This is a genomic window from Streptomyces anulatus, assembly GCF_000721175.1.
GTDB lineage: Bacteria > Actinomycetota > Actinomycetes > Streptomycetales > Streptomycetaceae > Streptomyces > Streptomyces anulatus_C.
Genome location: NZ_JOEZ01000012.1, coordinates 245350 through 268806, shown reverse-complemented (window position 1 = coordinate 268806; position 23457 = coordinate 245350). Strand labels below are relative to the sequence as shown.

General features: G+C 72.1%; 20 protein-coding genes. 10 read left to right on the top strand and 10 right to left on the bottom strand.

Annotated features, from left to right (window positions below; genetic code table 11):
* Both fsxC and fxsT read left to right on the top strand, forming a co-directional pair.
* Positions 1 to 1341 carry an FxsC protein gene (gene fsxC / locus IG90_RS0115825; protein WP_157846325.1) on the top strand — a complete coding sequence of 447 codons (1341 nt, stop codon included), beginning with the start codon at positions 1 to 3 and terminating at the stop codon, positions 1339 to 1341.
* Positions 1338 to 5273, top strand: coding sequence for an FxSxx-COOH system tetratricopeptide repeat protein (gene fxsT / locus IG90_RS0115820; RefSeq protein WP_030583918.1), 3936 nt, complete (start codon positions 1338 to 1340; stop codon positions 5271 to 5273). Before fsxC ends, fxsT begins: the two co-directional genes overlap by 4 nt.
* A gap of 19 nt (positions 5274 to 5292) precedes the next feature.
* On the opposite strand, the gene IG90_RS0115815 is transcribed toward fxsT, so the two are convergent.
* Positions 5293 to 6204, bottom strand: coding sequence for an alpha/beta fold hydrolase (locus IG90_RS0115815; protein ID WP_030583915.1), 912 nt, complete (start codon positions 6202 to 6204; stop codon positions 5293 to 5295).
* A 418-nt stretch (positions 6205 to 6622) separates the two neighbouring features.
* Here IG90_RS0115815 and IG90_RS0115810 point away from each other — a divergent pair, with 418 nt between their 5' ends.
* Entirely contained in the window at positions 6623 to 7708 is a 1086-nt protein-coding gene (locus tag IG90_RS0115810; RefSeq protein ID WP_030583913.1) for a S1 family peptidase, read from the top strand.
* A gap of 59 nt (positions 7709 to 7767) precedes the next feature.
* Here the strand turns inward: IG90_RS0115810 and IG90_RS0115805 are convergent, their stop codons facing one another.
* Both IG90_RS0115805 and IG90_RS0115800 read right to left on the bottom strand, forming a co-directional pair.
* A complete protein-coding gene (locus tag IG90_RS0115805) occupies positions 7768 to 8265 on the bottom strand; it encodes a phospholipase (protein WP_030583910.1) in 498 nt (165 codons plus the stop codon).
* A 240-nt stretch (positions 8266 to 8505) separates the two neighbouring features.
* The gene (locus IG90_RS0115800; RefSeq protein WP_030583907.1) at positions 8506 to 9576 is read right to left on the bottom strand and encodes a membrane protein; all 1071 of its coding nucleotides are present in this window, start codon (positions 9574 to 9576) and stop codon (positions 8506 to 8508) included.
* Positions 9577 to 9892: 316 nt separating this feature from the next.
* Between IG90_RS0115800 and IG90_RS0115790 the strand changes: the two genes are divergently transcribed.
* Positions 9893 to 10234, top strand: coding sequence for a hypothetical protein (locus IG90_RS0115790; protein WP_030583905.1), 342 nt, complete (start codon positions 9893 to 9895; stop codon positions 10232 to 10234).
* A gap of 174 nt (positions 10235 to 10408) precedes the next feature.
* Complete coding sequence (locus IG90_RS0115785) at positions 10409 to 11302, top strand: esterase/lipase family protein (RefSeq protein ID WP_030583902.1); 894 nt, start codon at positions 10409 to 10411, stop codon at positions 11300 to 11302.
* Positions 11303 to 11431: 129 nt separating this feature from the next.
* Here IG90_RS0115785 and IG90_RS0115780 read toward each other — a convergent pair whose 3' ends face one another.
* Positions 11432 to 12487 (bottom strand): lytic polysaccharide monooxygenase auxiliary activity family 9 protein, encoded by a 1056-nt coding sequence (locus tag IG90_RS0115780; RefSeq protein WP_030583899.1) that lies wholly within the window; start codon positions 12485 to 12487, stop codon positions 11432 to 11434.
* 377 nt (positions 12488 to 12864) lie between these two features.
* Here IG90_RS0115780 and IG90_RS0115775 point away from each other — a divergent pair, with 377 nt between their 5' ends.
* Complete coding sequence (locus IG90_RS0115775; protein WP_078585331.1) at positions 12865 to 14358, top strand: trifunctional class I SAM-dependent methyltransferase/NUDIX hydrolase/VOC family protein; 1494 nt, start codon at positions 12865 to 12867, stop codon at positions 14356 to 14358.
* A gap of 243 nt (positions 14359 to 14601) precedes the next feature.
* On the top strand, positions 14602 to 14985 hold the full coding sequence (locus IG90_RS0115770) for a hypothetical protein (protein ID WP_157846326.1): 384 nt from the start codon (positions 14602 to 14604) through the stop codon (positions 14983 to 14985).
* 155 nt (positions 14986 to 15140) lie between these two features.
* On the opposite strand, the gene IG90_RS0115765 is transcribed toward IG90_RS0115770, so the two are convergent.
* Together IG90_RS0115765 and IG90_RS0115760 are read right to left on the bottom strand one after the other, a co-directional pair.
* A complete protein-coding gene (locus IG90_RS0115765; protein ID WP_030583891.1) occupies positions 15141 to 15653 on the bottom strand; it encodes a ribonuclease FAU-1 family protein in 513 nt (170 codons plus the stop codon).
* Positions 15634 to 16554, bottom strand: a complete 921-nt coding sequence (locus IG90_RS0115760) for a GNAT family N-acetyltransferase (RefSeq protein WP_030583888.1) — start codon at positions 16552 to 16554, stop codon at positions 15634 to 15636. Before IG90_RS0115760 ends, IG90_RS0115765 begins: the two co-directional genes overlap by 20 nt.
* Positions 16555 to 16624: 70 nt before the next feature.
* Here IG90_RS0115760 and IG90_RS0115755 point away from each other — a divergent pair, with 70 nt between their 5' ends.
* Positions 16625 to 16999 (top strand): GntR family transcriptional regulator, encoded by a 375-nt coding sequence (locus IG90_RS0115755; RefSeq protein ID WP_030583885.1) that lies wholly within the window; start codon positions 16625 to 16627, stop codon positions 16997 to 16999.
* A gap of 186 nt (positions 17000 to 17185) precedes the next feature.
* On the opposite strand, the gene IG90_RS0115750 is transcribed toward IG90_RS0115755, so the two are convergent.
* Positions 17186 to 18280, bottom strand: coding sequence for a DUF5925 domain-containing protein (locus IG90_RS0115750; RefSeq protein WP_030583883.1), 1095 nt, complete (start codon positions 18278 to 18280; stop codon positions 17186 to 17188).
* A 235-nt stretch (positions 18281 to 18515) separates the two neighbouring features.
* Between IG90_RS0115750 and IG90_RS0115745 the strand changes: the two genes are divergently transcribed.
* Positions 18516 to 19319: an SGNH/GDSL hydrolase family protein gene (locus tag IG90_RS0115745; protein ID WP_030583875.1), complete on the top strand. Its 804-nt coding sequence runs from the start codon at positions 18516 to 18518 to the stop codon at positions 19317 to 19319.
* A 267-nt stretch (positions 19320 to 19586) separates the two neighbouring features.
* Entirely contained in the window at positions 19587 to 19850 is a 264-nt protein-coding gene (locus IG90_RS0115740; RefSeq protein ID WP_030583873.1) for a hypothetical protein, read from the top strand.
* A gap of 49 nt (positions 19851 to 19899) precedes the next feature.
* On the opposite strand, the gene IG90_RS0115735 is transcribed toward IG90_RS0115740, so the two are convergent.
* The 3 genes from IG90_RS0115735 to IG90_RS0115725 form a co-directional block, all read right to left on the bottom strand.
* A complete protein-coding gene (locus IG90_RS0115735) occupies positions 19900 to 21096 on the bottom strand; it encodes a CaiB/BaiF CoA transferase family protein (protein WP_030583871.1) in 1197 nt (398 codons plus the stop codon).
* Positions 21097 to 21164: 68 nt separating this feature from the next.
* Entirely contained in the window at positions 21165 to 22472 is a 1308-nt protein-coding gene (locus tag IG90_RS0115730) for a type ISP restriction/modification enzyme (protein ID WP_030583870.1), read from the bottom strand.
* A 71-nt stretch (positions 22473 to 22543) separates the two neighbouring features.
* Complete coding sequence (locus IG90_RS0115725) at positions 22544 to 23449, bottom strand: GntR family transcriptional regulator (RefSeq protein ID WP_030583867.1); 906 nt, start codon at positions 23447 to 23449, stop codon at positions 22544 to 22546.
* Between the last annotated feature and the right edge of the window lie 8 nt (positions 23450 to 23457).

Here is a 23457-nt window from a genome sequence, read left to right as displayed (position 1 = left end):
ATGCGGGTGCTCACACAGGACGGGGGTCGTGTGCACGCATCGGGGCAACAGCGAGCGGTGGGCCATCGGCCGTATTTCTTTCTGAGTTACGCCCACACGCCGGGGTACGGCGGCGGCACGGACCCCGATATGTGGGTCGAGCGGCTGTTCCAGGATCTCTGCGGCCATGTGATGGCCATGACCGACTTACCCGCGGGCGCGCCCGCGGGATTCATGGACCGGGAGATACGTTCCGGCGAGGGCTGGTCGGAGCGGCTCGGTGACGTCCTCGCCACCTGCCGGGTCTTCGTGCCGCTGTTCTCGCCCCGCTACTTCGCCAGCGAGATGTGCGGCAAGGAGTGGTACGCCTTCGAACAGCGGGCCATCCACCACCGGGCCCGCTCCAACCAGCCGGCCGAGGCCATCGTCCCGGCGCTCTGGGTGCCGGTACCGCCGAGCCAGCTGCCCGGCTCCGCCGAGCGACTGCAGTTCAACCACCGCGACTTCGGGGAACGGTACGTCAGCGACGGCCTCTACGGCCTGATCAAGCTGCGGCTCTTCGCCGAGGAGTACGAACGGGCCGTCTACGAACTGGCCAAACGCATCGTCAGCGTCGCCGACTCGGTCCGCATCGACACCGGCCGGCCGGTCGACTACCGCCTCGCGCCCAGCGCCTTCGGCTCGCCCAGCAGCGGAGTCGGCGCACCCCGGCCGATGCAGATCACCATCGCGGCGCCCACCCGGCACGATCTGCCCGAGGGGCGCAACAGCGACCACTACGGCGACCACCCCCAGGACTGGAACCCCTACTACCCGGCCGCCGCCCGCCCCCTGGCCTATGTGGCGGAGGAACTGGTCCGGTCGCTCAACTACCAGGCCGTCATCACCTCGTTCGACGAGGACCGGCACGACGGCAAGGCCCCGCCCAGCACCCCCGAGATCCTGCTCGTCGACCGCTGGGTCCTGAGGGACGAGGACCACCGCCGCAGGCTCGCCGCCTTCGACGCCGAGAACCGGCCCTGGGTGACCATGGTCGTGCCGTGGAGCCGTGACGACCACCAGAGCAGAGCGGCGGAGACCGAGCTCATCGAGAAGCTCGAAGCGACCATGCCGATCAAGATGGGTCAGGGCCGGGCCCTCTGCCGTGCCGCGGCGAAGGGAGTGCCCACCATGGAGGCGTTCGGCCAACTCCTGCCCCAGGTGGTCGAAGTGGCCGCCCAGCAGTACCTCAAACACGCGAAGGCCTACCCTCCCGGCTCCGGCGGCGGCTCCGGCGAGCGGACCCGGCTCACCGGCCCCATGGGCAGTACGAGCTACATACCCGACCCGCACGACCCTGCGACGGAAGCGGAGGACCTATGAGTGCCGGTCGTGACGGGCGCATCGTCACCTTCTACTCGTACAAGGGCGGCACGGGGCGCACCATGGCGCTCGCCAACACCGCCTGGATCCTCGCGGCCAACGGCAAGCGGGTGCTGGCCGTCGACTGGGACCTGGAGGCCCCCGGGCTGCACCGGTTCTTCCACCCCTTCCTCGACCCGGCCACGCTCGGCGCCACCACCGGCGTGATCGACCTGATCACCGAGTACGCCTGGGCCGCGACCAGCCCCGCCCAGCGCGCCGAGGACTGGCACCGCGACTACGCCCGCATCCAGCCGCACGCCGTGTCGCTGACCCCGGAGTCGCTCGGCTGGGAGTTCCCGCAGGGCGGCACGCTCGACTTCGTCTCCGCCGGACGGCAGAACCGCGAATACTCCGCGACCGTCTCCACCTTCGACTGGGACAACTTCTACGACCGGTTCGGCGGCGGCCACTTCTTCGACGCGCTGCGCGACGACATGAAGGCCAACTACGACTACGTCCTCATCGACAGCCGGACCGGCCTCAGCGACATTGCCGACATCTGCACCGTCCACCTCCCGGACGTCCTCGTCGACTGCTTCACCCTCAGCGACCAGTCCATCGACGGCGCGGCCTCCGTCGCCCGCCAGATCGCGGAGCGCAACACCGGCCGCCCCATCGCCCTCTACCCCGTCCCGATGCGCATCGACGAGGGCGAGAAGGAGAAGGCGGACGCCGGGCGGGCGCTGGCCCGGCTCAAGTTCGACCGGCTGCCCCGCGACCTGTCCGGCGACGAACTCACCGCCTACTGGGGCGCGGTGGAGATCCCCTACCGCCCCTACTACGCCTACGAGGAGACGCTCGCCACCTTCGGCGACGAGGCCGGACTCAGCAACTCGCTGCTCTCCGCCTTCGAACGTCTCACCGCGGTCATCACCGACCGGGAGATCACCTCGATGCCCCCGATCGGCGAAGAGGTCCGCCTGCGGATCCGCGACGCCTTCACCCGGCGCAGGCCCGCCCTGCCCGCCGACCTCCACCTCAGCTATGTGGCGGAGAACCGGATGTGGGCCGACTGGCTCGAGTCGATCCTCACCCGGGCCGGCTTCCGGGTGGTTCCGCGCGACGTCTCCGCCGGACACCCCCCGCAGGAGGACGCCGACGCCACCGCTTCGAGCGCCGCGCGCACCGTGGTGCTGCTCTCCAGCGCGTACCTGAAGTCGCAGCGCGCGGTCGAACTGTGGGAACGCACCGCCGCCGAGGCCATCGGCAGCGGCCGGCGCCGGCTGGTCCCCCTGCGGGTCGGGGACGTACGCCTGAGCGCCCCGTACATCGACCGCAACCCGGTCGACCTCTTCCGGCTGGACGAGGTGCACGCCACCACCGCCGTGATGCGGGCCCTGGACCGCCCGGTGCAGGTGGCCGACGGGGTGTCGCCCGGGCCCCGCTTCCCCGGCACCGTGCCGAGGATCTGGAACGCGCCGCCCCGCAACCCCGGCTTCACCGGCCGCTCGCTCGTCCTGGAGCGGATGCGCGACCAGCTCGGCGGCGGCCTGGCCGTCGTCCTGCCGCAGCCGCAGACCCTGTACGGACTCGGCGGCGTCGGCAAGACCCAGGTGGCCCTGGAGTACGTGCACCGCTTCATGGCCGACTACGACCTGGTCTGGTGGATATCGTCCGAGCAGCCCGACGACGTGGTCGCCTCGCTCGCCGAACTCGCCGTCCGGCTCGGCGCCCAGGGCGGCGACGACATGGCGGCCGCCTCGCAGGAGGCCGTCGACCTGTTGCGGCGCGGCGTGCCCTCGGACCGCTGGCTGCTGGTCTTCGACAACGCGGACGACCCCGAGCAACTGCGCCGCTACTTCCCGCAGGGCGGCTCCGGCCACATCCTGGTGACCTCCCGCAACCAGAGCTGGTCGCAGCACGGGGACGCGCTGCCCGTGGACGTCTTCCTCCGCGAGGAGTCGATCGAGCACCTCCAGCGCCGGGCCCCCGGGCTGAGCGACGAGGACGCCGACCAGGTGGCGACCGCGGTGGGCGACCTGCCGCTCGCCGTGGAGCAGGCCGCCGCCTGGATCGCGGAGACCGCCACCCCCATCGACGCCTATCTCGAACAGCTCGCCCAGCAGGCGCCCCAGGTCCTCGCGCTCAACCAGCCGGCCGGCTACCCGGAACCGGTCGCCGCGACCTGGAACATCTCCATCGCCCGGCTCAAGGAGCGCTCGCCCGCCGCCGTACGGCTGCTCCAGCTCTGCGCCTTCTTCGCCCCGGAACCGATCTCCGCGAACCTCCTCTACAGCAAGCAGATGATCGACGCGCTGAAGCCGTACGACTCCTCGCTCCAGGAGAAGCTGGTGCTGGGCCGGGTCATCCGGGAGATCGGCCGGTTCGCGCTCGCCAAGGTCGACCAGGTCTCCAACTCCATCCAGGTGCACCGCCTCGTCCAGGCCGTGATCAAGGCACAGCTCAGCGAGGAGGAGCAGCGCGAGGCCCGGCACGTCGTCCACCGCATCCTCGCGGGCGCCCGGCCCGACGACGACGAGCCGATCGACAACCCGGAGACCTGGCCGCGCTTCGCGACGATCTGGCCGCACCTCGGCCCCTCCGACGCCCGCAACTGCAAGGAGCCCGAGACCCGCAGGCTCCTGATCGACCGGGTCCGCTACCTCTGGAAGCGCGGCGACGTCAGGACCGCGGGGGCGCTGGGCAACGAGCTGCGGGAGATCTGGCAGGAGAAGCTCGGCGAGCGGGACCTGCAGTATCTGTACCTCTGCTTCCACCTCTCCAACATCCTGCGCACCCGCGGGCGTTACGTGGAGGCCAAGGAGCTCGACGAGATCACCCTGGAACGGCAGCGGGCGGTGCTGGGACCCGAGCACCCGCACACGTACATGACCACCAGCAGCCTGGCGATCGACCTCGGCCTGCTGGGGGACTACGCCCGGGCGATCGAGATGGCGACCGAGGCCCACGAGGGGTTCGGGCAGATCTTCCACGACTCCCACCCCCGGACCCTGGCCGCCGCCAACAACCTGGCCCTGAACCTGCGCAGCGTCGGCCAGTACGCCCGCGCCCGGGAGATCGACCAGGACGTCTACGACCTCCGGTCCCAGGTCCTGGGACCGGAACACCCCTACAGTCTGTCCTCCGCCATGAACCTCGCCCGTGACCTGCGGGAGGTCGGCCGGTACGAGGACTCGGTGGGGCTGCTCAGCACGACGTACAACAGCTTCAAGGAGACGATGGGCCGCAGCTTCCCCGCCACGCTGAGCGCCGCGAAGAGCCTCGCGGTGTCGTTGCGCAGGGCGGGCCGGCTGGAGGACGCCCGCCGTCTCACGGTGGCGACCCGCGCCCGCTACCGGGCGAAGTACACCACCGCCAACCCCGATTCGCTGGCCTGCGACCTCAACCTCGCCGCGGACCTGTTCGCGGCGGGCGAGAGTGCGGAGGCGAGGGACGCGGCGCAGGAGGTCGTCGACCAGTACATGAAGGTGCCGGGGGAGAAGCACCCGTACACCCTGGCGGCACAGAACAACCTCGGCGTCTACCTGACGGGGGCCGGGGAGCCCGAACGGGCGGAGCGGGTGCTGGAGCTGGTCGTCGCCTCCATGCGGGAGACGTTCGGCCGCGAGCACCCGAGCACCTTGTTCTGCGTGATGAACCTGGCCAGCGCGACGGCGGACCGGGGGGAGCTGGACATCGTGCTGGAGACCGAGAAGCGGCTGTCCGCGCAGATGCGCGGGGCGCTCGGGGCGCACCACCCGGAGACCCTGGCCATGACCTCGAACATGGCGGTCACGCTCGACGCCTTGGGGCGGGAGGACGAGGCGGCGCAGTTGCGGGCGGAGATCGTCGTGGAGCTGTCGCGCCAGCTCGGTGACGACCACCCGCTGGCGCGGGTCGCCCGGACCGAGGAACGGTTCCGGCGGGAGCTGGAGCCGATGTCGGTGTGACCGTCCGTGCCGGGAGGGCTCACCCTCCCGGCACGGAGGTCGGCAGCGTCCGGTCCGGGTGCTCCCGCTCGTCCAGCAGCCAGTCGAGGACGCGGGGGAGCATGGGGAACGCGTCGAAGTGGGCTGCCTTCGGTTCCAGTACGGTGGTGGCGCCCGGGATCTGCCCGGCCAGCCAGCGGGAGTGGCCGACCGGGGCGAAGACGTCCTTCACCCCGTGCCAGAGCAGCACCTCCCCGGTGATCCGGGCCGGCTCGAACCCCCAGGGGCTGCAGAACGCGATGGCGTCGTCGATCCAGCCGTAGGCCGAGGCGCGCAGCCCTTCGCTGTAGTTGCGCAGCAGCATGGTCCGGATCCCCGCGTCGTTGACCACCACCCGGTCGGAGTCGGTCAGCTCCCGGCGCAGATCGTCCAGGAGCCTGACCGGGTCCCGCCGGATCTGCGCGGAGCGGACGATGAAGGACTCCGCCAGGCTGTCCGGGTCGTCCGCCGCCGTGGAGTACGCGAGTACGTTGGACGCGGTCATGCCGTCGAACCAGTCGAGACCGGCCGCGTCCGGGGGCGCGAGACTGACCAGAGCCGCGGTCCGGGTGATCCGTTCCGGCATCAGCGCCGCGCAGGCCAGGGCGTGCGGGGCCCCGCCGGAGCGGCCCACCACGGCGAACCGGTCGAGGCCCAACGAGTCGGCGATGGCCCGGACGTCCTCGGCGACGTCCCTGACCCGGCGGCCCTCGTGCCGGTCGCTGCAGCCGTACCCCGGGCGGTCGTAGGTGATCAGCTGCGTATGGCGCTGGTACAGCACCATGCCGCGGGGAGCGGGCCCGAGCCTGCTGCCCGGAGTGCCGTGGAGGAGGAAGACCGGTCTTCCCCGCGGGTCCCCCATCCGCTCCACCATCAGATGCCGCCCGTCCGCCGCGAGCACCCGATTGCGCACCCGTGCCTCCTCCGCTCGGCCACCCGGCGGGCGTGTGCCGCCTTTTCGATGATGACCCATCAGAGGCGTTACGGGGACAGTTCGGCGACAGGAACTGTGAAGGTCCTGGGAGGCTCCCGGTGGACGATTTCCGTCGGCATCCGGACGGGTGGGCACAACATCCGGACCGGCAGGGGCGAAAACCGGACAGGCCTAGTCCTCACCCAGGGGCGGCCGACGGTTGCACCGGGTGTTCGCGAACGGAACCGACGTGGCATGACCCGGGGTAGGTGAACACCTCGCGTGCGAAGCGTCTGTGTCGTGTGCACGTCTGGAAGTCGGCCTTGTGTGCGTTTCCCGGCCTCGGAATAGTGGGCGCCCCATCCTCCGTGTACGAGCACCCCACTTGCTCCGTGCACGGCCCCACAGGAGGTCGAAGTTGAAGCATCGACGCATATCCAAGAAGCGCGCGACGCTGGCCGGCTCGGCCGTCGTCGCGCTGGTCGCAGCGGGATTCACGTTCCAGACTGCGAACGCCAGTGACGATGTGCCGGAGTTCACGGCCAAGACCCTCAGCGCGGACGCGGCCGGAAAGCTGGCCACCGTTCTCGACCGTGATCTGGGCGCGGACGCGGCAGGCTCGTACTACGACAGCACGGCGAAGGCCCTCGTCGTGAACGTCGTCGACGAGGCCGGCGCCGAACAGGTCCGCCAGGCGGGCGGCAAGGCCAGAATGGTGGAGAACTCCCTCGCCGAGCTGAAGTCGGCGCGGCAGACCCTCACCGACAAGGCGACCATCCCGGGCACCTCCTGGGCGGTCGACCCGGTGAGCAACAAGGTGCTCGTCACCGCCGACAGCACGGTCGACGGCGCGGCCTGGAAGAAGCTCTCGGCCGTGGTCGAGGGTCTCGGCGGCACGGCCGAACTCAACAAGACGGCCGGCGAGTTCAAGCCGCTGATCGCGGGCGGCGACGCGATCTGGGGATCCGGCTCCCGCTGTTCGCTCGGCTTCAACGTGGTCAAGGACGGTGAGCCGTACTTCCTGACCGCGGGCCACTGCACCGAGTCGGTCACCAGCTGGTCGGACACCCAGGGCGGCTCGGAGATCGGGGCGAACGAGGGCTCCAGCTTCCCGGAGAACGACTACGGCCTGGTCAAGTACACGTCGGACATCGCGCACCCGAGCGAGGTCGACCTGTACGACGGCTCCACCCAGGCGATCACCCAGGCGGGCGACGCGACGGTCGGCCAGGCGGTCACCCGCAGCGGCTCCACCACCCAGGTGCACGACGGTGAGGTCACCGCGCTGGACGCCACGGTCAACTACGGCAACGGCGACATCGTCAACGGCCTCATCCAGACGACGGTCTGCGCCGAGCCGGGCGACAGCGGCGGCGCCCTCTTCGCGGGCGACACCGCGCTCGGCCTGACCTCGGGCGGCAGCGGCGACTGCTCCTCGGGCGGCACGACCTTCTTCCAGCCGGTTCCAGAGGCACTGGCCGCCTACGGCGCCGAGATCGGCTGACGCACCACCGCATGACGGCGTAAGGAAGGGCCCCCGTTCGGCGGGGGCCCTTCCCGTGCTCAGGCAGCCTGGGGCAGATGGCCGGCTTCGGCCTTGGCCGGGGCGACGCCGAAGATGTTCACGGCCTGGTAGTAGGTCCAGGCCGTGCTGTTGCACGACGTCTTCGTCGCGCCCGAGTAGCCGGCGCACACCCGCTTGAGGTCCTCGTAGAAGGCGGAGTCGATACGGGCCTTGTTGGCGGGGAAGATGCCGGCGGCCTTGTGGTTCCGGTAGCCGAAGTCGTGGCGGGCGCAGGACTTCTGGAAGGGGAAGCCGAACGGGTTGTCGGGGGAGCTGCTGCAGTAGTCCGTCGACCAGTCGAATCCGTACGCGGACCAGGCACCCTGGTTGTTGCGGGCGGTGTTCCACGCGTTGTAGCTGGAGGCGCTCGTCTGGGTCCAGGAGCTGAGCACCTGGGGCTTGTCGGCGGGAGCGGCCGAGGCGGAACCGGCGGTGATCAGGGTGAGCGGGAGCGACAGCGCGACCGCGGCGAGCGGAGCCATGAATCGACGACGCATGAGCGACCTCCGTGGGGGTGGAAGGAGTGGTCCTGACCGTGTTCCTCGTCGGGTGGTACGAGGCCGCTCCAGCATGTCGTCATGCACCTGTCATGACTAGGGGTAGCGCTGACCGGACATCAGGAATTGGGGCACACGTCAGATGAGGCCGCCAACAGGGCGGCCCCACGGTCCGATCATCGCGGCTGAAAAGGGGAGGGGCGGGGCGGGGCGGGGCGGCGCCAAGGGATGGGCCCGGAGTCAGGCCGCGGTCGACCCGCCGGTACCGGGTGCCGGGGCGGCGGCCGTAGCCGTGCCCGTACTGTCCGTCGGATCCGCTTCCGACCGCTTCCGCATCGACAGCAGCAGGGTCAGTGCCGTGCCGACGACCGCCCAGGCGGAGAGCACCAGCAGTGGACCGGTGACCGCGTTGCCCCGGAAGTAGGCGATCGAACGGGCCGCCCAAGTGCCCGCGCCCGGAGGGAGGGCCGGGCCGATCGCCCGCCAGAAGTCCGGGAGCATCGGCAGCGGGAAGGCGCCGCCCGCGCTCGGGTTGCCCGCGATGACGATGATCAGGACGGCCAGGCCGATGCCGATGATGCCGGTGAGGGCCTGCAGGGCGAGCGTGGTCATGCCGACCGCGAAGACGACCAGGGCGCCCAGACCGGCCAGCCCCCAGAAGCTGCCCGGCAGTGCGCCGAGGATCGGCCCGACGACGATCGCACCGCCGATGCCGCCGACGATCGAGTACAGCGCCATGGTCCCGGTCCGGATCGCCGCGCGCTGCCGGTCGGCGGGTTTGGCACCGGCGCTGATCGCCAGGATCGAGGCGCAGAGATAGCCGCCCACGCACCAGCCGACGACCAGATAGAAGGACGAGAGTCCGTTGAAGTCCTCGCCGGAAGCCGGGGCGACGTCCACGGTCCGCACGGCCCGCTGCTGGGAGCCCTCGACCTCGGTGAGGATCCGCTCCAGGGAGGTGGCCAGGGCGGTTCCGCCGCCGGAAGCGACCAGCAGGGTGTCGGTACGGCCCTCCGCCGCGACGACCAGGGCCCCGTCGATGTCGCGGTTCATGATCTGCTCGCGCGCCTCGGCCGCGCTGCTCACCGTACGGGGGTCCAGCGGTCCGCCGGGGAGCCCGTCCAGCCGGTCGACGAGCTGCCGGGACATCTGCTGCGGGGCCACCACCCCGAAGGCGACATCCGTCGGCTTCGGCTTGTGCAGCGCTCCGACGTAGGACGCGATGAACAGCATCTGGAGTCCGAGCACGCCGATGACGAGCAGGGCGGCCCGTGGGGTGACGGCGTTCTTCACCTCGTCGACGAAAGTCATGCCCCCACGGTCCGGGCGGGGCGGTGTTGGCGCAGGCGGGGCGGGGCCGAACGGCGTAGGGCGTGTCCGGCGGATCAGGGCCGGTCCGCGGAGAACCCGACGGACACGGAAACGGCCCTGGGGTGCGTGAGTCGATCGGCGTGCTGCTGGAGGCCTTCCGGTGGGGGTCGGTCTTCCTCGTGGCCGTGCCGGTCATGGTGTCCCCGCTGATTGCGGGCCCTGGTGCTTCCGGAGGCCCCTAACCCCAAGGCCGGCTCGACGTGACCAGCGTCGCGATGTCGCCGGCCGCCATCTCGGCATCGCGGTCCTCGGCAGCGTGCTGAACGTCGCGTACCGCAGCGGGATGGCCGGCTCGGTGCCGGACGGCGTACCCGCCCCCGCCCGCGAGACGGCCACCGGTAACCTGCCCGCGGCCCTCGAAGCCGCCGGCGAGCTGCCCGCGCGGACGGCGGCTCAACTCACCGCCGTACCGCGGGACTCCTTCGCCCAGGGCCTTGCCCGGATCGCGATGGGGGCCGTACCGGTCATGCTCGCGCCGGCCGTCACGGTCACGATGCCGCTGCGGAACGTGGGGCGCGCGGACGGAGGCGCGGACGGCGAAGGGGCGGGGGACGAGGCGGGGGAGGTGGCGTCCACGGCGGGGAGGGCGGCGTCCTGACCGCCCGCCACCCCGCTACTCGATCTGCGGTGAGGCCGCGACAGTTTTTACCGACGCGTAACTTCCCTCTCCACCTTACTCGTGCGTAATTTGGCATGAGCACATAAAGCTTGTGGTCCGGGCCACAGGGCGCACCGCCATCGCACCTCCCTTGAGCCGCAAGGAGACCACACGATGCTGCCCTGGATCCGTGCCGCGCGCGTTCCCCGCGCGCGCGGCCTGCTCGTCGCCCTGCTCCTCTCCCTCACCGTTCTCGTCGCCCCCACGGCGACCGCGAGCGCGGCTTCCCCAGCCGCCGCCGCGGCCACTTCGCGTGGCTGGAACGACTACTCCTGCAAGCCCTCCTCCGCCCATCCCCGCCCCGTCGTCCTGGTCCACGGAACCTTCGGGAACTCGATCGACAACTGGCTGGTCCTCGCCCCCTACCTGGTCAACCGGGGCTACTGCGTCTTCTCCCTCGACTACGGCCAACTCCCCGGCGTGCCGTTCTTCTACGGACTCGGCCCCATCGACAAGTCCGCCGAACAGCTCGACGTGTTCGTCGACAAGGTGCTCGACGCCACCGGAGCCCCGAAGGCCGACCTCGTCGGCCACTCCCAGGGCGGCATGATGCCGAACTACTACCTGAAGTTCCTCGGCGGCGCCGACAAGGTCAACGCCCTCGTCGGCATCGCCCCGGACAACCACGGCACCACGCTGCTCGGCCTCACCAAGCTGCTGCCGTTCTTCCCCGGCGTCGAGAAGTTCATCAGCGACAAGACCCCCGGACTCGCCGACCAGGTCGCCGGATCGCCCTTCATCACCAAGCTCACGGCGGGCGGCGACACCGTCCCCGGCGTCCGCTACACCGTCATCGCGACCAAGTACGACCAGGTCGTGACCCCGTACCGCACGCAGTACCTGGACGGACCGAACGTACGCAACGTCCTCCTCCAGGACCTGTGCCCGCTCGACCTCTCCGAGCACGTGGCGATCGGGACCATCGACCGCATCGCCTTCCACGAAGTGGCCAACGCCCTCGACCCGGCCCGTGCCACCCCGACCACCTGCGCCTCGGTCATCGGCTGACCCACCGCGCAACGGCGGGCCGGGGCCCGGCGTCCGATGGGGCGGACGGCGGACCCCGGCCCGTCACGGCCTGCCGCGCCCGACGTCCCGGAGGGACGCGGCAGGGGTACCGAACGGGGTGCTGCGCGATCAGCGGCTGTGGCGGCCCATCGACGCGGCGGCCCGGCGGCGCTGCGAGGCGAACAGCACGGCCGCGCCGGCGGCGAGGACTCCGGCGCCCCCGATCGCCAGGTACGTGCTGCTTCCTGAACCGCCCGTCTCGGCCAGCACCTCCTCGGTGCCGGCCGCGTTGACCTCCGGGGCATTGCCCTCGGCCCTGCCCTCGTTCTCGACCACAGGGGCGGCCGGAGCGGCGGCGTTGACCTTCGCCCCGGTGCTCGCGTCGTCGTCGCCGTGGCCGTTGTGCTCGACCGACGACTTCACGGAACCCTCGGCGATCGCCTCCTCGGACGGTGCGGAGGGGGCCGGCGCGGGAGCCTCGGCACCGGAGTCACCGCCGGAACCCTGCTGCTCCTTCCCGTCCTCCTGCTCCGCCCCGCCGCCCGCCGAAGCACCGCCGAACGTCACGTCGGAGCATGCGTAGAACGCCTCGGGAGAGTCGGAGCGCTGCCAGATCGTGTAGACCAGCTGCCGCCCGGAGCGCTCGGGGATCACCCCGTCGAAGACGTACGAACCGTTCTCCAGCACCGGGTCGGTGACCTCGGCGAAGGGCTTCGCCTCCAGGTCCGACCAGGCCAGCGGCTTCGTGGCGTCGTAACCGGGCTTCGTCATGTACAGCTCGAACGAGCCCTTGTGCGGGGCCGTCGCGCGGAACCGGAAGGTGTGCTCGCCCGCCGACAGCGCGGTGGCCGGCCAGTCGGCGCGCGGGAGGTCGAGCCCCTTGAACTTGTCGTTGGCCGCGCTGCACAGCTCGCCGTCCGGGATCAGCTCACGGTGCTTGCCCGCCGCGTTGGCGATGTTCACCCCGTTCCAGTCGTACAGCGCCTGGGTCCCGCCCGCCGCGACCGCCGCCTGGCACGCCGCCGACCTCGGGCTCTCCGGACCCTCGGCGAAGCACGCGGACACCCGGCTCACGGGGTCGGTGAGCGAACCGTGCGCGACGGCCGGGGCGGCGGTCAGGCCGGCCAGCGCGAGCGGTGCGAAACCGAGGGCGAGGATCCCGGCGGCCTTGCGACGAACGGTCATGGATGGACTCCTTCTGAACGGCACAGCCAAGGCACGGCTGTTGGGGGGTGGCGATCAGCAAGCTAGCCGCTCGGAGGACCGAAAAGGCCTGCTGGGGATGGGTGATGGCGATCCTTATGGTGGCTTTAAGGCACGGCTAAGAGGGCGCTCAGAAAGCGAGGTCCGCGATACTCGACGGCGAAGGGCGCAGAGGCCAGGGGGACTGCGATGGTCAACCGATGGGGCGAGGACGAGGCGGTGCGGGACGAGAGTCTGCCGCTGGAGTACGACGACCGTGGCCTGGCCGCTGATCAGCCGGCTGATCGTACGGCTGCGCGGTGGCCGGAAGACGGCAGAGGAGTCCCGCACTGTCAGTGGTGGCTGAGAGCATCGGCACCATGACCACGATCGACTGGGACGCGGCTGCCGGATCCTTCGACGAGGAGCCCGACCACGGGCTCCTCGACCCCGCGGTGCGCGACGCCTGGGCCGGGCGGCTGGAGAGCTGGCTGCCCGCCACCCGAGGCGACGTGCTGGACCTGGGGTGCGGCACCGGCAGCCTCTCCCTGCTCGTCGCGGGCCAGGGCCACCGCGTCACCGCCGTCGACCGCTCGCCCCGCATGGCCGAGCGGGCCCGTGCGAAGCTCGCCGGGACCGGTGCGGAGGTCCTCGTCGGGGACGCCGCCCGGCCCCCGGTCGGGGAGCGGGCGTTCGACGTCGTCGTGGCCCGGCACGTCGTCTGGCTGCTGCCCGACCCGGCGGCGGCCCTGGAGCACTGGTTCGGCCTGCTGAAGCCGGGCGGGCGGCTCGTTCTCGTCGAAGGGGTGTGGGGCGGCGCCGGTCTGTCCGCCACCGCGCTCACCGCCCTGCTCTCCGCGCACACCGAGCGCATCCACCACGAGGATCTGGCCCCCGACAGCCGGCTGTGGGGCAAGAAGGTCGACGACGAGCGCTATGCGCTGGTCGCCCGCGCGATGCCGCCGCACCGGCACACCGAGGTCGTCGACGTCCACCTGATCCTGCGCCGAGGCCCGGAGGTCCTGCTGGCCCGTCGCTCCGACACCGGATATGCGGACGGACTGCTCCACATGCCCTCCGGCCACGCGGAGGACGGCGAGGACGTCCGCGAGGCGATGATCCGGGAGGCCGCCGAGGAGATCGGCCTCGATCTGGACCCCGACGAGCTGCGGGTTGCCGTGGTGATGCAGCACCGGGGCCCCGGTGGCGGGGCGCGCATGGGCTGGTTCTTCGCCGCGGAGTACGACCCGGCCCGCCCGCCGCGCAACGCGGAGCCGGAGAAGTGCTCCGAGCTGGCCTGGTTCCCGCTGGCCGCGTTGCCGGACGACATGGTCGCGTACTGCCGTGCGGGCCTGGACGGTTACCGGGCGGGCGAACACTTCATGATCCACTGGCACCGGGACGGGGAGCCGATCGCGTACGTTCCCGGCGGCCCCGGCCGGGCCGTCCCGCTGCCCGCCGCCGGGGAGACCACCGGCCGGGTGCACCACATCGAGCTGTGGGTGGCGGACCTCGCGGAGGCGGAGCGCAGTTGGGGCTGGCTGCTGGGACGGCTCGGCCATGTCCCGTACCAGCACTGGGCCCACGGCCGCAGCTGGCGGCGCGGCGACGCGTATGTCGTGCTCGAACAGTCGCCGGACCTGGTCGCCGGCGGCCACGACCGCCGCCGCCCCGGGCTCAACCACCTGGCGTTCCACATCGGTGACCGGGCCGCCCTCGACGCCCTGACGGCCGAGGCCCCGGCGCACGGCTGGCGGCTGCTGTTCCCCGACCGCCATCCGTACGCGGGCGGCGACGGGCACCACGCCGCCTATCTGGAGGACCCGGCGGGGTACGAGGTGGAGCTGGTCGCCGACTCCCGGCCCCGCCCCTGAGGCGCCCGGCGGTCCGTACGAGCCGCCGCCGGATCGCGCTCGGCCGGAAGCCGTCTGCAACCCGTCCGCGACGTCGTGCAGGCGCGCGCAGCCTAAGCCGTTCGGGCACATCCAGCTGCCCGAGGAGGACGCCGGAGCCCGTCCGTGCACTTCGAAGGTGCCGGGGTGTCAGGGGGCCGCCGTCTTTCCCATGAGCTGTCCGTGATGGACTGGTGTGCGTTCACGGATGGTCAATGGGGAGAGATGACAGCTGACGAGACCACGCCACCGGCACCCGCCCCGGCATGTGCCGCACCGGGGCAGGCCCAGCGGGATGCCCGCCGGATCGACGCCTGGTCGATCGCGTGGATGTTCCTGGCCCTGGTGATCTGGGGATGGTTCGCGTTCCTGATGCTCGCCGACTACGGCCCCGAGTCAGGCTCCGGAGCGATGTGTCGGGGCCCGTTGGTCGGCCCGCCGTCCGAAAGCGTCCTCTGCCGCAGCGAGCTGCGGCAGTGGCCCGCGCTGCTGGGCATCCTCGCGCTGGCGGTCATGGCGACCGTCGTCGCGGCGGCGACCACGGTGTACGCCAGGCTTCTTTCGCGTCTGGCCCGCCGTGACGGGCCCGGCGCGCGGCCGCAGGGCTGAGCGCTGCTCCGTGAACCTCCGTGCGCCGGAGCGTCGGCCATCGGGTGCTGCGGACCGGGCAGTCGTACGGCCCCGCCTCTGAGCCGCCCGGCGGTTCGTACGAGCCCCGCCCCCGAGGCGTACGGAGGCGGGCCGGGCGTACGGAGGCGGGCCGGTCAGGCGAGGAGACCGGCCAGACCCTCCGTCCGGGCCAGGCGTTCCAGCTCGTCCAGGGCCGAGACCGCCGCCCCGGCCGCCGCCGGATCGCGCTCGGCCAGACCGCTCTCCTCGAACTCGTCCTCGTCCAGCCGCAGCACGGACGAGCCGTCGGCCGACACCCACAGATCCAGATCCAGGTCCTCGACCGCCAGCACCCCGTCCGCGAGCGCGGCGGGCCGGGTGATGTCGCAGTACCAGCCCTTGAGCCGGCCGTCGCCGGTGCGGACCTCCTTCACCGCGAACCACCGGTCCCGCCAGTAGTGCTCGGTGAACACGTCGCCCGGCTCGAACCGGACGAAGCCGAAGTCCCGCACCCCGGGCGCGGCCCACGGCGCCCGGACGGTGACGCGGACGCCGTCGTCCCGGACCAGCTCCGCCGGATACCTGATCTTGGTGCGTCCCGCCTTGGACAGGGCGACGACGACGCCCCTCGTCCGGCCGGCGCGGGGCTCAGGGGAGGGTGCGGACATGGCGGACCTCCGTCGCGCAGACCGTGTAGCCGAACCATCGGTTGACGGCCAGCATCGGGCCGTTGCCGGTGTCGTTGGAGGTGTAGGCGTCCGTGTATCCGGCCGCCCGCGCCCGGTGCAGCGAGTCGTTCTTCGTCAGCTTCGCCAGGCCCCGCCCCCTGAAGTCCCGCAGGGTCCCGGTCATGGCGCTCAGATAGGTCCGCAGGCCGTCGGTGGTGGCGGCGCTGAACGCCGCCACCTTCCCGTCCACCAGCGCCACCGAGGTGAGACCCTGGTCGAAGGCAGGGTGCCGCCAGGTGTTCGTCAGCCAGTCCGCGTAGTCGTCCAGCTCGGAGGTGATGTCGCCCGGCTCGTCGGCCGTCACCTCGGCGTCCGCTTCGAACAGCGGACGGGGATCGTCCGCGAAGTCGGACCCGGTACGCAGCTCGACGCCTGCCGGGAGCTCCTGACGCGGCGGCAGGGTCCCGGCCCCGAGGCAGAGATGCTGGAAGTGCGCGGAGCGGCTGGGCCGGTAGCCCCGCCTACGGGCGAACTCCAGGCTCTCCGGGTTGTCCAGGACCCACGCGTACACGACGCTGGCCCCGGCCTCGGCCAGGTGCTCCTCCGCCGTGCGCAGCAGCAGCGAGCCGGCGCCGCGGTGGGTACGGCCGGGAAGCGTCTGCGGTGTGAAGTACCCCTGCCCCGGCTCCGAACTGTCGTGGGCGATGCCCGCCTGCGCCGTGGCGATGATCTCGCCGTCCTCCTCGGCGACCAGCAGCCTGTAGTGCCGGTCCGGATGGGCGTGGGCCAGGTCGTGGACGACCTGTTCGGGGGTGGCCACCATCCAGGGGACCGAGGCCCGGCGGGCGTGGGTCCACGCCTCCGCGTCGGACGGCCGGAAATCACGCACGATCACAGTCATGCGGTGGACCGTATGCGCCGCCGCCTCCCGGACGCCTCCCCTTTTTCCGCCGGTGGGGGAGAATCGGCCCGTGACTGACAAGATCGTCCTCGACCCGGACTCCGGCATCGCGCCGTACGAGCAACTGCGCACCCAGCTCTCCGAACTGGCCCGCTCCGGCGCGCTGCCCGTCGGCCACCGGCTCCCGACCGTACGCGGCTTCGCCGAGGAGCTGGGTCTCGCCGCCAACACCGTCGCCAAGGCCTACCGGGCCCTGGAGGCGGACGGAGTGATCGAGACCCGGGGCCGCAACGGAACCTTCGTCGCGGCCGCCGGTGGAGCGGCTGAACGGCGGGCAGCGACCGCCGCACAGCTGTACGCGGAGACCGCCGAACGGCTCGGCCTCACCCGGCAACAGGCCCTGTCGCTGGCCAAGGACGCGGTACGCGCCGCGTACGGGGACTGAGAGCCTGTCGGGTGGCCTCTGACCGGGCGGCCACCCCCTGGCACGCACGCTTCCGGCGTTGCCGAGATGCCCTGGAAGCTCCGCTACGAGGACCTGTCGGCGCCTTGGAACCGCACGCACCGGACCGCGTCCGCTTTCCGGTCGAAGGCCACCCGACAGGCTCTGAGGCGCCCGCCCGCAAAGCCCTTACAGATACAGTCCCGCGTCCGACCCCGCGTCCTGCTTCGGCACCGACGCGGGGCCGATGCCCCGGCGCAGCGCGTACAACTCGGCCAGCGAGTTGCCCTCCCGGCTCACCCCTTCGTCCGTGCCCAGCCAGGCCACCGACTCCTGACGGGTCAACGGGCCGACCTCGATCCTGGCCAGGCAGCGGCCGGGCCGGACGACCGCCGGGTGCAGCCGCTCCAGGTCCTCGTTGGTGGTGACCCCCACGAGCACGTTGCGGCCCTGCCCCAGCAGACCGTCCGTCAGGTTCAGCAGCCGGGACAGGGCCTGGCCCGCCGTGTGCTTGGCCTCGCCGCGGATCAGCTCGTCGCAGTCCTCCAGGAGCAGGAGCCGCCACCGCCCCTTCGCCGTGCCGTCGTCCTCACCGATCGCGATGTCCATCAGATAGCCGACGTCGTTGAAGAGCCGCTCGGGGTCCAGCACGCAGTCCACCTGGCACCAGTCGCGCCAGGAACGGGCCAGGGTGCGCAGCGCGGACGTCTTGCCGGTGCCGGGCGGACCGTGCAGCAGGAGCAGCCGGCCCGCGATGTCGTCCGGCGTCACCTTCATCAGCCGGCCCATGGCGTCCGCCACCGGCGCGGTGTAGTTGGGGCGGACCTCGTCCCAGCTGCCGGCGGTGATCCGGCGCGTGGTTCGGTACGGGCCGCGGCGCGGGGAGACGTACCAGAAGCCCATGGTCACGTTGTCGGGCTGGGGCTCCGGTTCGTCCTGTGCCCCGTCCGTGGCCTGGCCGAGGACCTGCTCCGCCAGTTCCTCGCTGGTCGCGGTGACGGTGACGTCCGCGCCCCGGTTCCACCGGGATGCCAGCAAGGTCCAGCCCTCGCCCTCCGCGAGCGTCGCGCTGCGGTCGTCGTCACGGGCGGCCCGCAACACCGTGGCGTCCGGCGGCAGCAGGGTCGCCCCGGCCTTGACCCGGTCGAGGGAGGAGCTGTGCGAGTACGGCTGCTCGCCCGTCGCGAAGCGGCCGAGGAAGAGCGCGTCGACGACGTCGGACGGTGAATCGCTGTCGTCGACGGTGAGCCGGATCGGCAGAGCGGATTCGGGGGAGTCTGGCATGGCGCCCATGATCCGGCACGGGCGCACCCCGTGCACCCGGGTTTCGCAGGCTCGCGCGGGACGCGGGCGGCGGCCCGGAAACCGACGGGGCGACAGGGGGAAGTCAAGGAGCGCTCGTTGAAACCCCGGGGGCGGACGGAAGCACACCACTTCTATTTTTGGCATGAACACTTCCGGTGCGGTGGGCGGACTGCTACTACGGAGTAGGTAGATATCCCCTGCTCAAGGAGGTCCCATGAAAATGTCCAGACTCGTGGCGTTCTCGTCCTCTCTCCTGCTCGGTGCCGCCCTCGCCCTCACCGGTGCCGGGATCGCGAACGCCGACTCGTCCGCCGCGGCCGTCGACTACGTCGCCCTCGGCGACTCGTACTCCTCCGGCGTCGGAGCCCGCAGCTACGACGGCTCCAGCTGCAAGCGCAGCAGTCGCGCCTACCCCGCCCTCTGGGCGGCCGCCAACTCCCCGTCCACCTTCGACTTCGCCGCCTGCTCCGGGGCCAGGACCGGAGACGTCACGGGCGGTCAGCTCGGCCGGCTGAACGCCTCGACCGACCTCGTCACGATCTCCATCGGCGGCAACGACGCGGGATTCGCCGACGTCATGACGACCTGTGTGCTCCAGTCCGAAGCCACCTGTCTCAGCCGCATCGCCACCGCCCGCGCCTACGTCGACTCCACCCTGCCCGGCCGGCTCGACTCCGTGTACACGGCCATCCGCTCCAAGGCGCCCTCCGCGCAGATCGTCGTCCTCGGCTACCCCCGCTTCTACCAGCTCGGCGGCGGCTGCATCGCCGGTCTGAGCGAGAAGGAGCGCTCCGCCATCAACGGGGCGTCCGACCACCTCAACACGGCCACAGCCAAGCGGGCGGCGGACCACGGCTTCACCTTCGGTGACGTCAGGACGACCTTCACCGGGCACGAGATCTGCTCGGGCAACGCCTGGCTGCACAGTGTGAACTGGCTCAACATCGGCGAGTCCTACCACCCCACCGCCGCCGGACAGTCGGGCGGCTATCTCCCGGTCCTCAACTCCGCTCTCTGACCCGGGAGAGCGTTCCGCCGCCCGCCGTCCCCCACGCGGGAGACCTCGTCCTCCGAGGCCTCCCGCCGCACGGCCCGGCGATGGGTGACGCAAGGGGCAAACCAACTGAACTGTCCCAAGCCGCCCTGGAATCGCGCGGATTCGGTAACGGGCCGTCAACCTCCGTATGTGTGTGCGCAATCCTGTGGCCGGGATACACGGGTGTCACCGCGGGACGATAGGGTTAACCTGCCCGGACCGGGTGCCCTCGTACGGGTGGGGAGTGACATGGAACAGATAACGGTGCGAAGCAGGCCGCGTGTGCCTGCCATCACATGCGGGAGCGGTGCGACCAGTACGCGCCTCGACCGCCATCTCGCGGTGCTCGGCGGCCCTGTCGTCCCGCAGCGCGACTCGGCGGAAGCGACGCTGCTGATGCGTGAGCTGACCTCGCGTGATGCCGCGCACACCCACCGGAGCAGGAGCGCACGCGTGTCGCTCTTCGCGCCGCTGCGGCGACTGCGGCGCTCGCTCTTCGGCAGCCGCCGCTGACCCACGGCACGGCATCGTCCGTCCGGACCGGCCCGCCGCTCGGGACGGCTCAGGCGATCACTCCGTCCCGGCGCAGCACCGACGCCTGCTCATCCGTCATCCCCAGGGCTCGCAGCAGCGCATCGGTGTGCTCACCCAGCGCCGGTACGGCACCCATCCGGGCCTCCTCGCTCCCGGGCAGCGTGATCGGCGGCAGAAGCGCCCGCAACGGCCCCACCGGTGACTCCACTTCCCGCCACCGGTCCCGTGCCGCGAGCTGCGGGTGGGCCGCCACATCGGCCACCGTGTTCAGCCGGGCACAGGCGATGCCCGCCGCCTCCAGCCCGGCCAGCGCCTCCCGCCCCGTCAGGCCTGCCAGCGCCCGGCCCACCACCGCATCGGTCCGCTCCCGGTTCGCGGTGCGTGCCGCGTTCGTCGCGAAGTCCGGATCCTGCGCCAACTCGGGCCGCCCGAGCACCTGTTCCGCCAGCCGCCGCCACTCCCGGTCGTTCTGCACGGAGAGCAGCACCCGCTCGCCGTCGGCCGTGGGATAGGCGTCGTACGGGGCGATCACCGAGTGCGCGAGACCGGTGCGCGCCGGGGGAGCGGAGCCGTGCATCCCCTGGTGCAGCGGGTGCCCCATCCACTCGGCCAGCGCGTCCAGCATGGAGACCTCCACCGGGCCCCCATGGCCGGCGGTGGCCCGCCGCAGCAGTGCGGCGAGTACCCCGGAGAACGCGTACATGGCCGCCGCGATGTCCGCCGCGGGAACGCCCGCCTTCACCGGCTGCTCCGCCGTCCCCGTCACCGAGACCAGGCCGGCCTCGCACTGCACGAGCATGTCGTAGGCCCGTTTGTGCGCGTAGGGACCCTCCGCCCCGTAACCGGAGATGTCGACCGCCACCAGACGCGCGTGCGCCGCGCAGAGTGAGGCGGCGTCGAGCCCGAGCCGGGCCGCCGCACCCTGGGCCAGATTCTGGACGAACACGTCCGCCCCGGCGACGAGTTCACGGACCACCGCCAGTCCACGCGGGTCCTTCAGATCGACGGCGAGGGACTCCTTGCCCCGGTTGCACCAGACGAAGTGCGAGGCGAGACCGCGCGCCGCCGTGTCGTAGCCGCGTGCGAAGTCGCCGCCGTCCGGGCGCTCCACCTTGATGACCCTGGCTCCGAGGTCGGCGAGCTGCCGGGTGGCGAAGGGGGCGGCGACCGCCTGCTCGACGGCCACCACGGTGATGCCGTCGAGGGGGAGTGGTGAGGTGTTCATGGCCCGTGCTTACCCGGTGACCGGATCTTTCGCCACCTCCGGCCCCTCTTCGGCTCCTCGCCCCGCCGTCAGAGGAGCGCGAACTGCCCCTCCGGGCCCTCCTCCTGGTGTCCGAGCACCGATGCGGGACGCCGTGCCGAGGGCGGGACCGGCAGTACGCCGGCCGCCCGCAGTTCGGCGGGCCCGATCAGCGGCCCCGACTCCAGCCGGGCTCGCACATCCTCGCGGGGCCCCGCCGTGCCGTCCAGGAGGGCCAGTACGGTGATGAGTTCGAGCAGCTCCGAGGTCCACTCCCGGGGCCAGCCGCGCGCACCGACCGCGTCGAGACCGTCCGCGGACGCCCCGTCCGGCCTCCGGCCCGACGCGGCCGCCGCCCGGCGCCCGAACCAGAGCTCCAGCACCCGCACCCCGCCCACCGTGAACTCCCAGGCCGCCGCGGGCACCGGTGAGATCCGGCCGTCCCCGACGATCAGCGCCTCGTCCCCGGCGTCGTACACCAGCTCCGTGGGGCGGGCCGGGAGCGCGGCCCGCACATAGGGCCTGCGCCCGCCCGGCAGCCGGGGGCGCTCCCCGCGGGCCCCGCGCGACTGGAGCCGCATCAGCTCCCGGCCGAGCGCCACCCCCGACGACCACACCTCGGCGCCGGCCGGCAACGGGACCCGGAGGCCGGCGGGGGAGGGCCGGGCGGCGGCCAGGGTCCATGCCAGCACCGCTTCCGGGGTGAACGCGTCCGGGGCCTCCGAGCCGCCGAGCCGCCTGCGCAGCAGGTCCAGGAGACCCGGTGCCAGATTGGGTTCGGTGCCGCCGGGCCTGCGGTAGAGCGGCCTGATCCGGCCGGGCCGCCCGGCGGGGGAGTGCCCGGCGGGCAGCAGCGCGGTCACCGACAGGGCGGGCCCGGCATCCTCGGGGGCGGAGCTGTGGTCGACCGCGAAGAGCTGCTGCCCGTCGGCGACCCGCCACAGCTCCGGACGGGCCGCGTCGATCAGCCGGTGGTCGGGCAGCAGCCACTGTTCGTCGTAGGGGCCGTGCAGGATCCGTACGGGGTCGGGGCAGGGGCCCGGGTCCCGGGCGAAGCGGCCCGTTCCGGCGGACCGGCCGGGCAGGGCCGCCACCGAGGTGTGCGGCGTACGGGAACGGGTGGGCGCGAACAGCCGCTCCTGCTCGGCGGCTTCGGCGGCGGCCACCCGTTCCCAGCGGGCCCGGAGCACCACGGGGTCGGGGCCGCTCACCCAGGCGCGGCCGGTTCTCAGCGGCCTCACGGACCACGGCATCAGCTCGTCCAGCGACACGAGCCCGTCCGGCGGCACGGACGTCCCCGGAGACGAGGACCGGATGTTCCCGTCGCCGCCGGCCGCCGCCGTCCCGTGCGCTGTCACCTGCCCGTCCTCCCCTGCCCGCCGTGCCCCTTTCGCATCGTAACGGCGGGCGGCGTTCCCGGGGGGCGGGGTCAGTGGGCCTCCACCGTCACGGAGAAGGAGAACCGGTCGCCCCGGTAGCGGATCCGGGCCACGTCCACCACGCGCCCCTCCGCGTCGTACGTCACGCCCGTGTAGTGCAGGATCGGGCTGAGCAGCGGGACCTGGAGCAGCTCGGCGGTGACCGGGTCGGCGAGCCGGGCCTCCACCGTGTCGGTGATCCGGGAGATCCTCACCCCGACGACGTCACGCAGGACCTTGGTCATCGGCCAGCGTTCGAGGTCGGCCACGTCGATCTGGGCGGCGATGTCGGGGCGGACCGCGTTCTCCGCCCAGTTGGTGGGCTCGTCGCTCTCGCCGTCGCGGCGCAGCCGCCGGTAGCAGGTCACCTCGGCGCAGTCCGGGAAGAACTCGGCGAGATCACCGGGCACCGCCGTCGGGCCGTGCCCGAGAACGGCCGTCGCCTCCCCGGACTGCTGGGCGACGATCGCGTCGACCGAGCCCAGCAGCCGGACCGGGGAGACCCGCCGGGCGCGCGGCTCGATGAACGTGCCGCGTCGCCGGTGCCGGCTGATCAGCCCCTCCGTCTCCAGTTCCTTGAGCGCCTGGCGCATGGTGAGCACGCTGACCCCGTAGTGCGCGGCGAGCTGCTCCTCGGTGGGCAGCCGGGCGGAGGCGTCCTGCGGACGGCCCAGTATGGAAGCCCGCAGGGACTGGGAGACCTGGTACCAGAGCGGCAGCTTCCGGTTCAGGACGAGGGAGTCGGGGGCGAAGGCGGGCGGGTGCGGTACCGGGTCCGTCTTGGCGGCCGAGCCGGGCCCGTCCGCCGCGTCCCCATCGCTCGCCCCGGTCGTGGTGTCCCCGTCGCTCGCCCCGGCCCCGGTCTCCCCGTGGGTTCTCCGGGCGTCCGCCCCGGCGTGCCCGTGGCTCTCTGTCACGTCGTCCC

Excerpts from the sequence above, each read along its gene's own strand:
- fsxC (WP_157846325.1), top strand. The coding sequence starts at position 1 with ATGCGGGTGCTCACACAGGACGGGGGTCGTGTGCACGCATCGGGGCAA.
- fxsT (WP_030583918.1), top strand. The coding sequence starts at position 1,338 with ATGAGTGCCGGTCGTGACGGGCGCATCGTCACCTTCTACTCGTACAAG.
- IG90_RS0115805 (WP_030583910.1), bottom strand. The coding sequence starts at position 8,265 with ATGCGTCGTCGATTCATGGCTCCGCTCGCCGCGGTCGCGCTGTCGCTC.
- IG90_RS0115800 (WP_030583907.1), bottom strand. The coding sequence starts at position 9,576 with ATGACTTTCGTCGACGAGGTGAAGAACGCCGTCACCCCACGGGCCGCC.
- IG90_RS0115785 (WP_030583902.1), top strand. The coding sequence starts at position 10,409 with ATGCTGCCCTGGATCCGTGCCGCGCGCGTTCCCCGCGCGCGCGGCCTG.
- IG90_RS0115780 (WP_030583899.1), bottom strand. The coding sequence starts at position 12,487 with ATGACCGTTCGTCGCAAGGCCGCCGGGATCCTCGCCCTCGGTTTCGCA.
- IG90_RS0115775 (WP_078585331.1), top strand. The coding sequence starts at position 12,865 with ATGACCACGATCGACTGGGACGCGGCTGCCGGATCCTTCGACGAGGAG.
- IG90_RS0115770 (WP_157846326.1), top strand. The coding sequence starts at position 14,602 with ATGACAGCTGACGAGACCACGCCACCGGCACCCGCCCCGGCATGTGCC.
- IG90_RS0115765 (WP_030583891.1), bottom strand. The coding sequence starts at position 15,653 with ATGTCCGCACCCTCCCCTGAGCCCCGCGCCGGCCGGACGAGGGGCGTC.
- IG90_RS0115760 (WP_030583888.1), bottom strand. The coding sequence starts at position 16,554 with ATGACTGTGATCGTGCGTGATTTCCGGCCGTCCGACGCGGAGGCGTGG.
- IG90_RS0115750 (WP_030583883.1), bottom strand. The coding sequence starts at position 18,280 with ATGCCAGACTCCCCCGAATCCGCTCTGCCGATCCGGCTCACCGTCGAC.
- IG90_RS0115745 (WP_030583875.1), top strand. The coding sequence starts at position 18,516 with ATGAAAATGTCCAGACTCGTGGCGTTCTCGTCCTCTCTCCTGCTCGGT.
- IG90_RS0115740 (WP_030583873.1), top strand. The coding sequence starts at position 19,587 with ATGGAACAGATAACGGTGCGAAGCAGGCCGCGTGTGCCTGCCATCACA.
- IG90_RS0115735 (WP_030583871.1), bottom strand. The coding sequence starts at position 21,096 with ATGAACACCTCACCACTCCCCCTCGACGGCATCACCGTGGTGGCCGTC.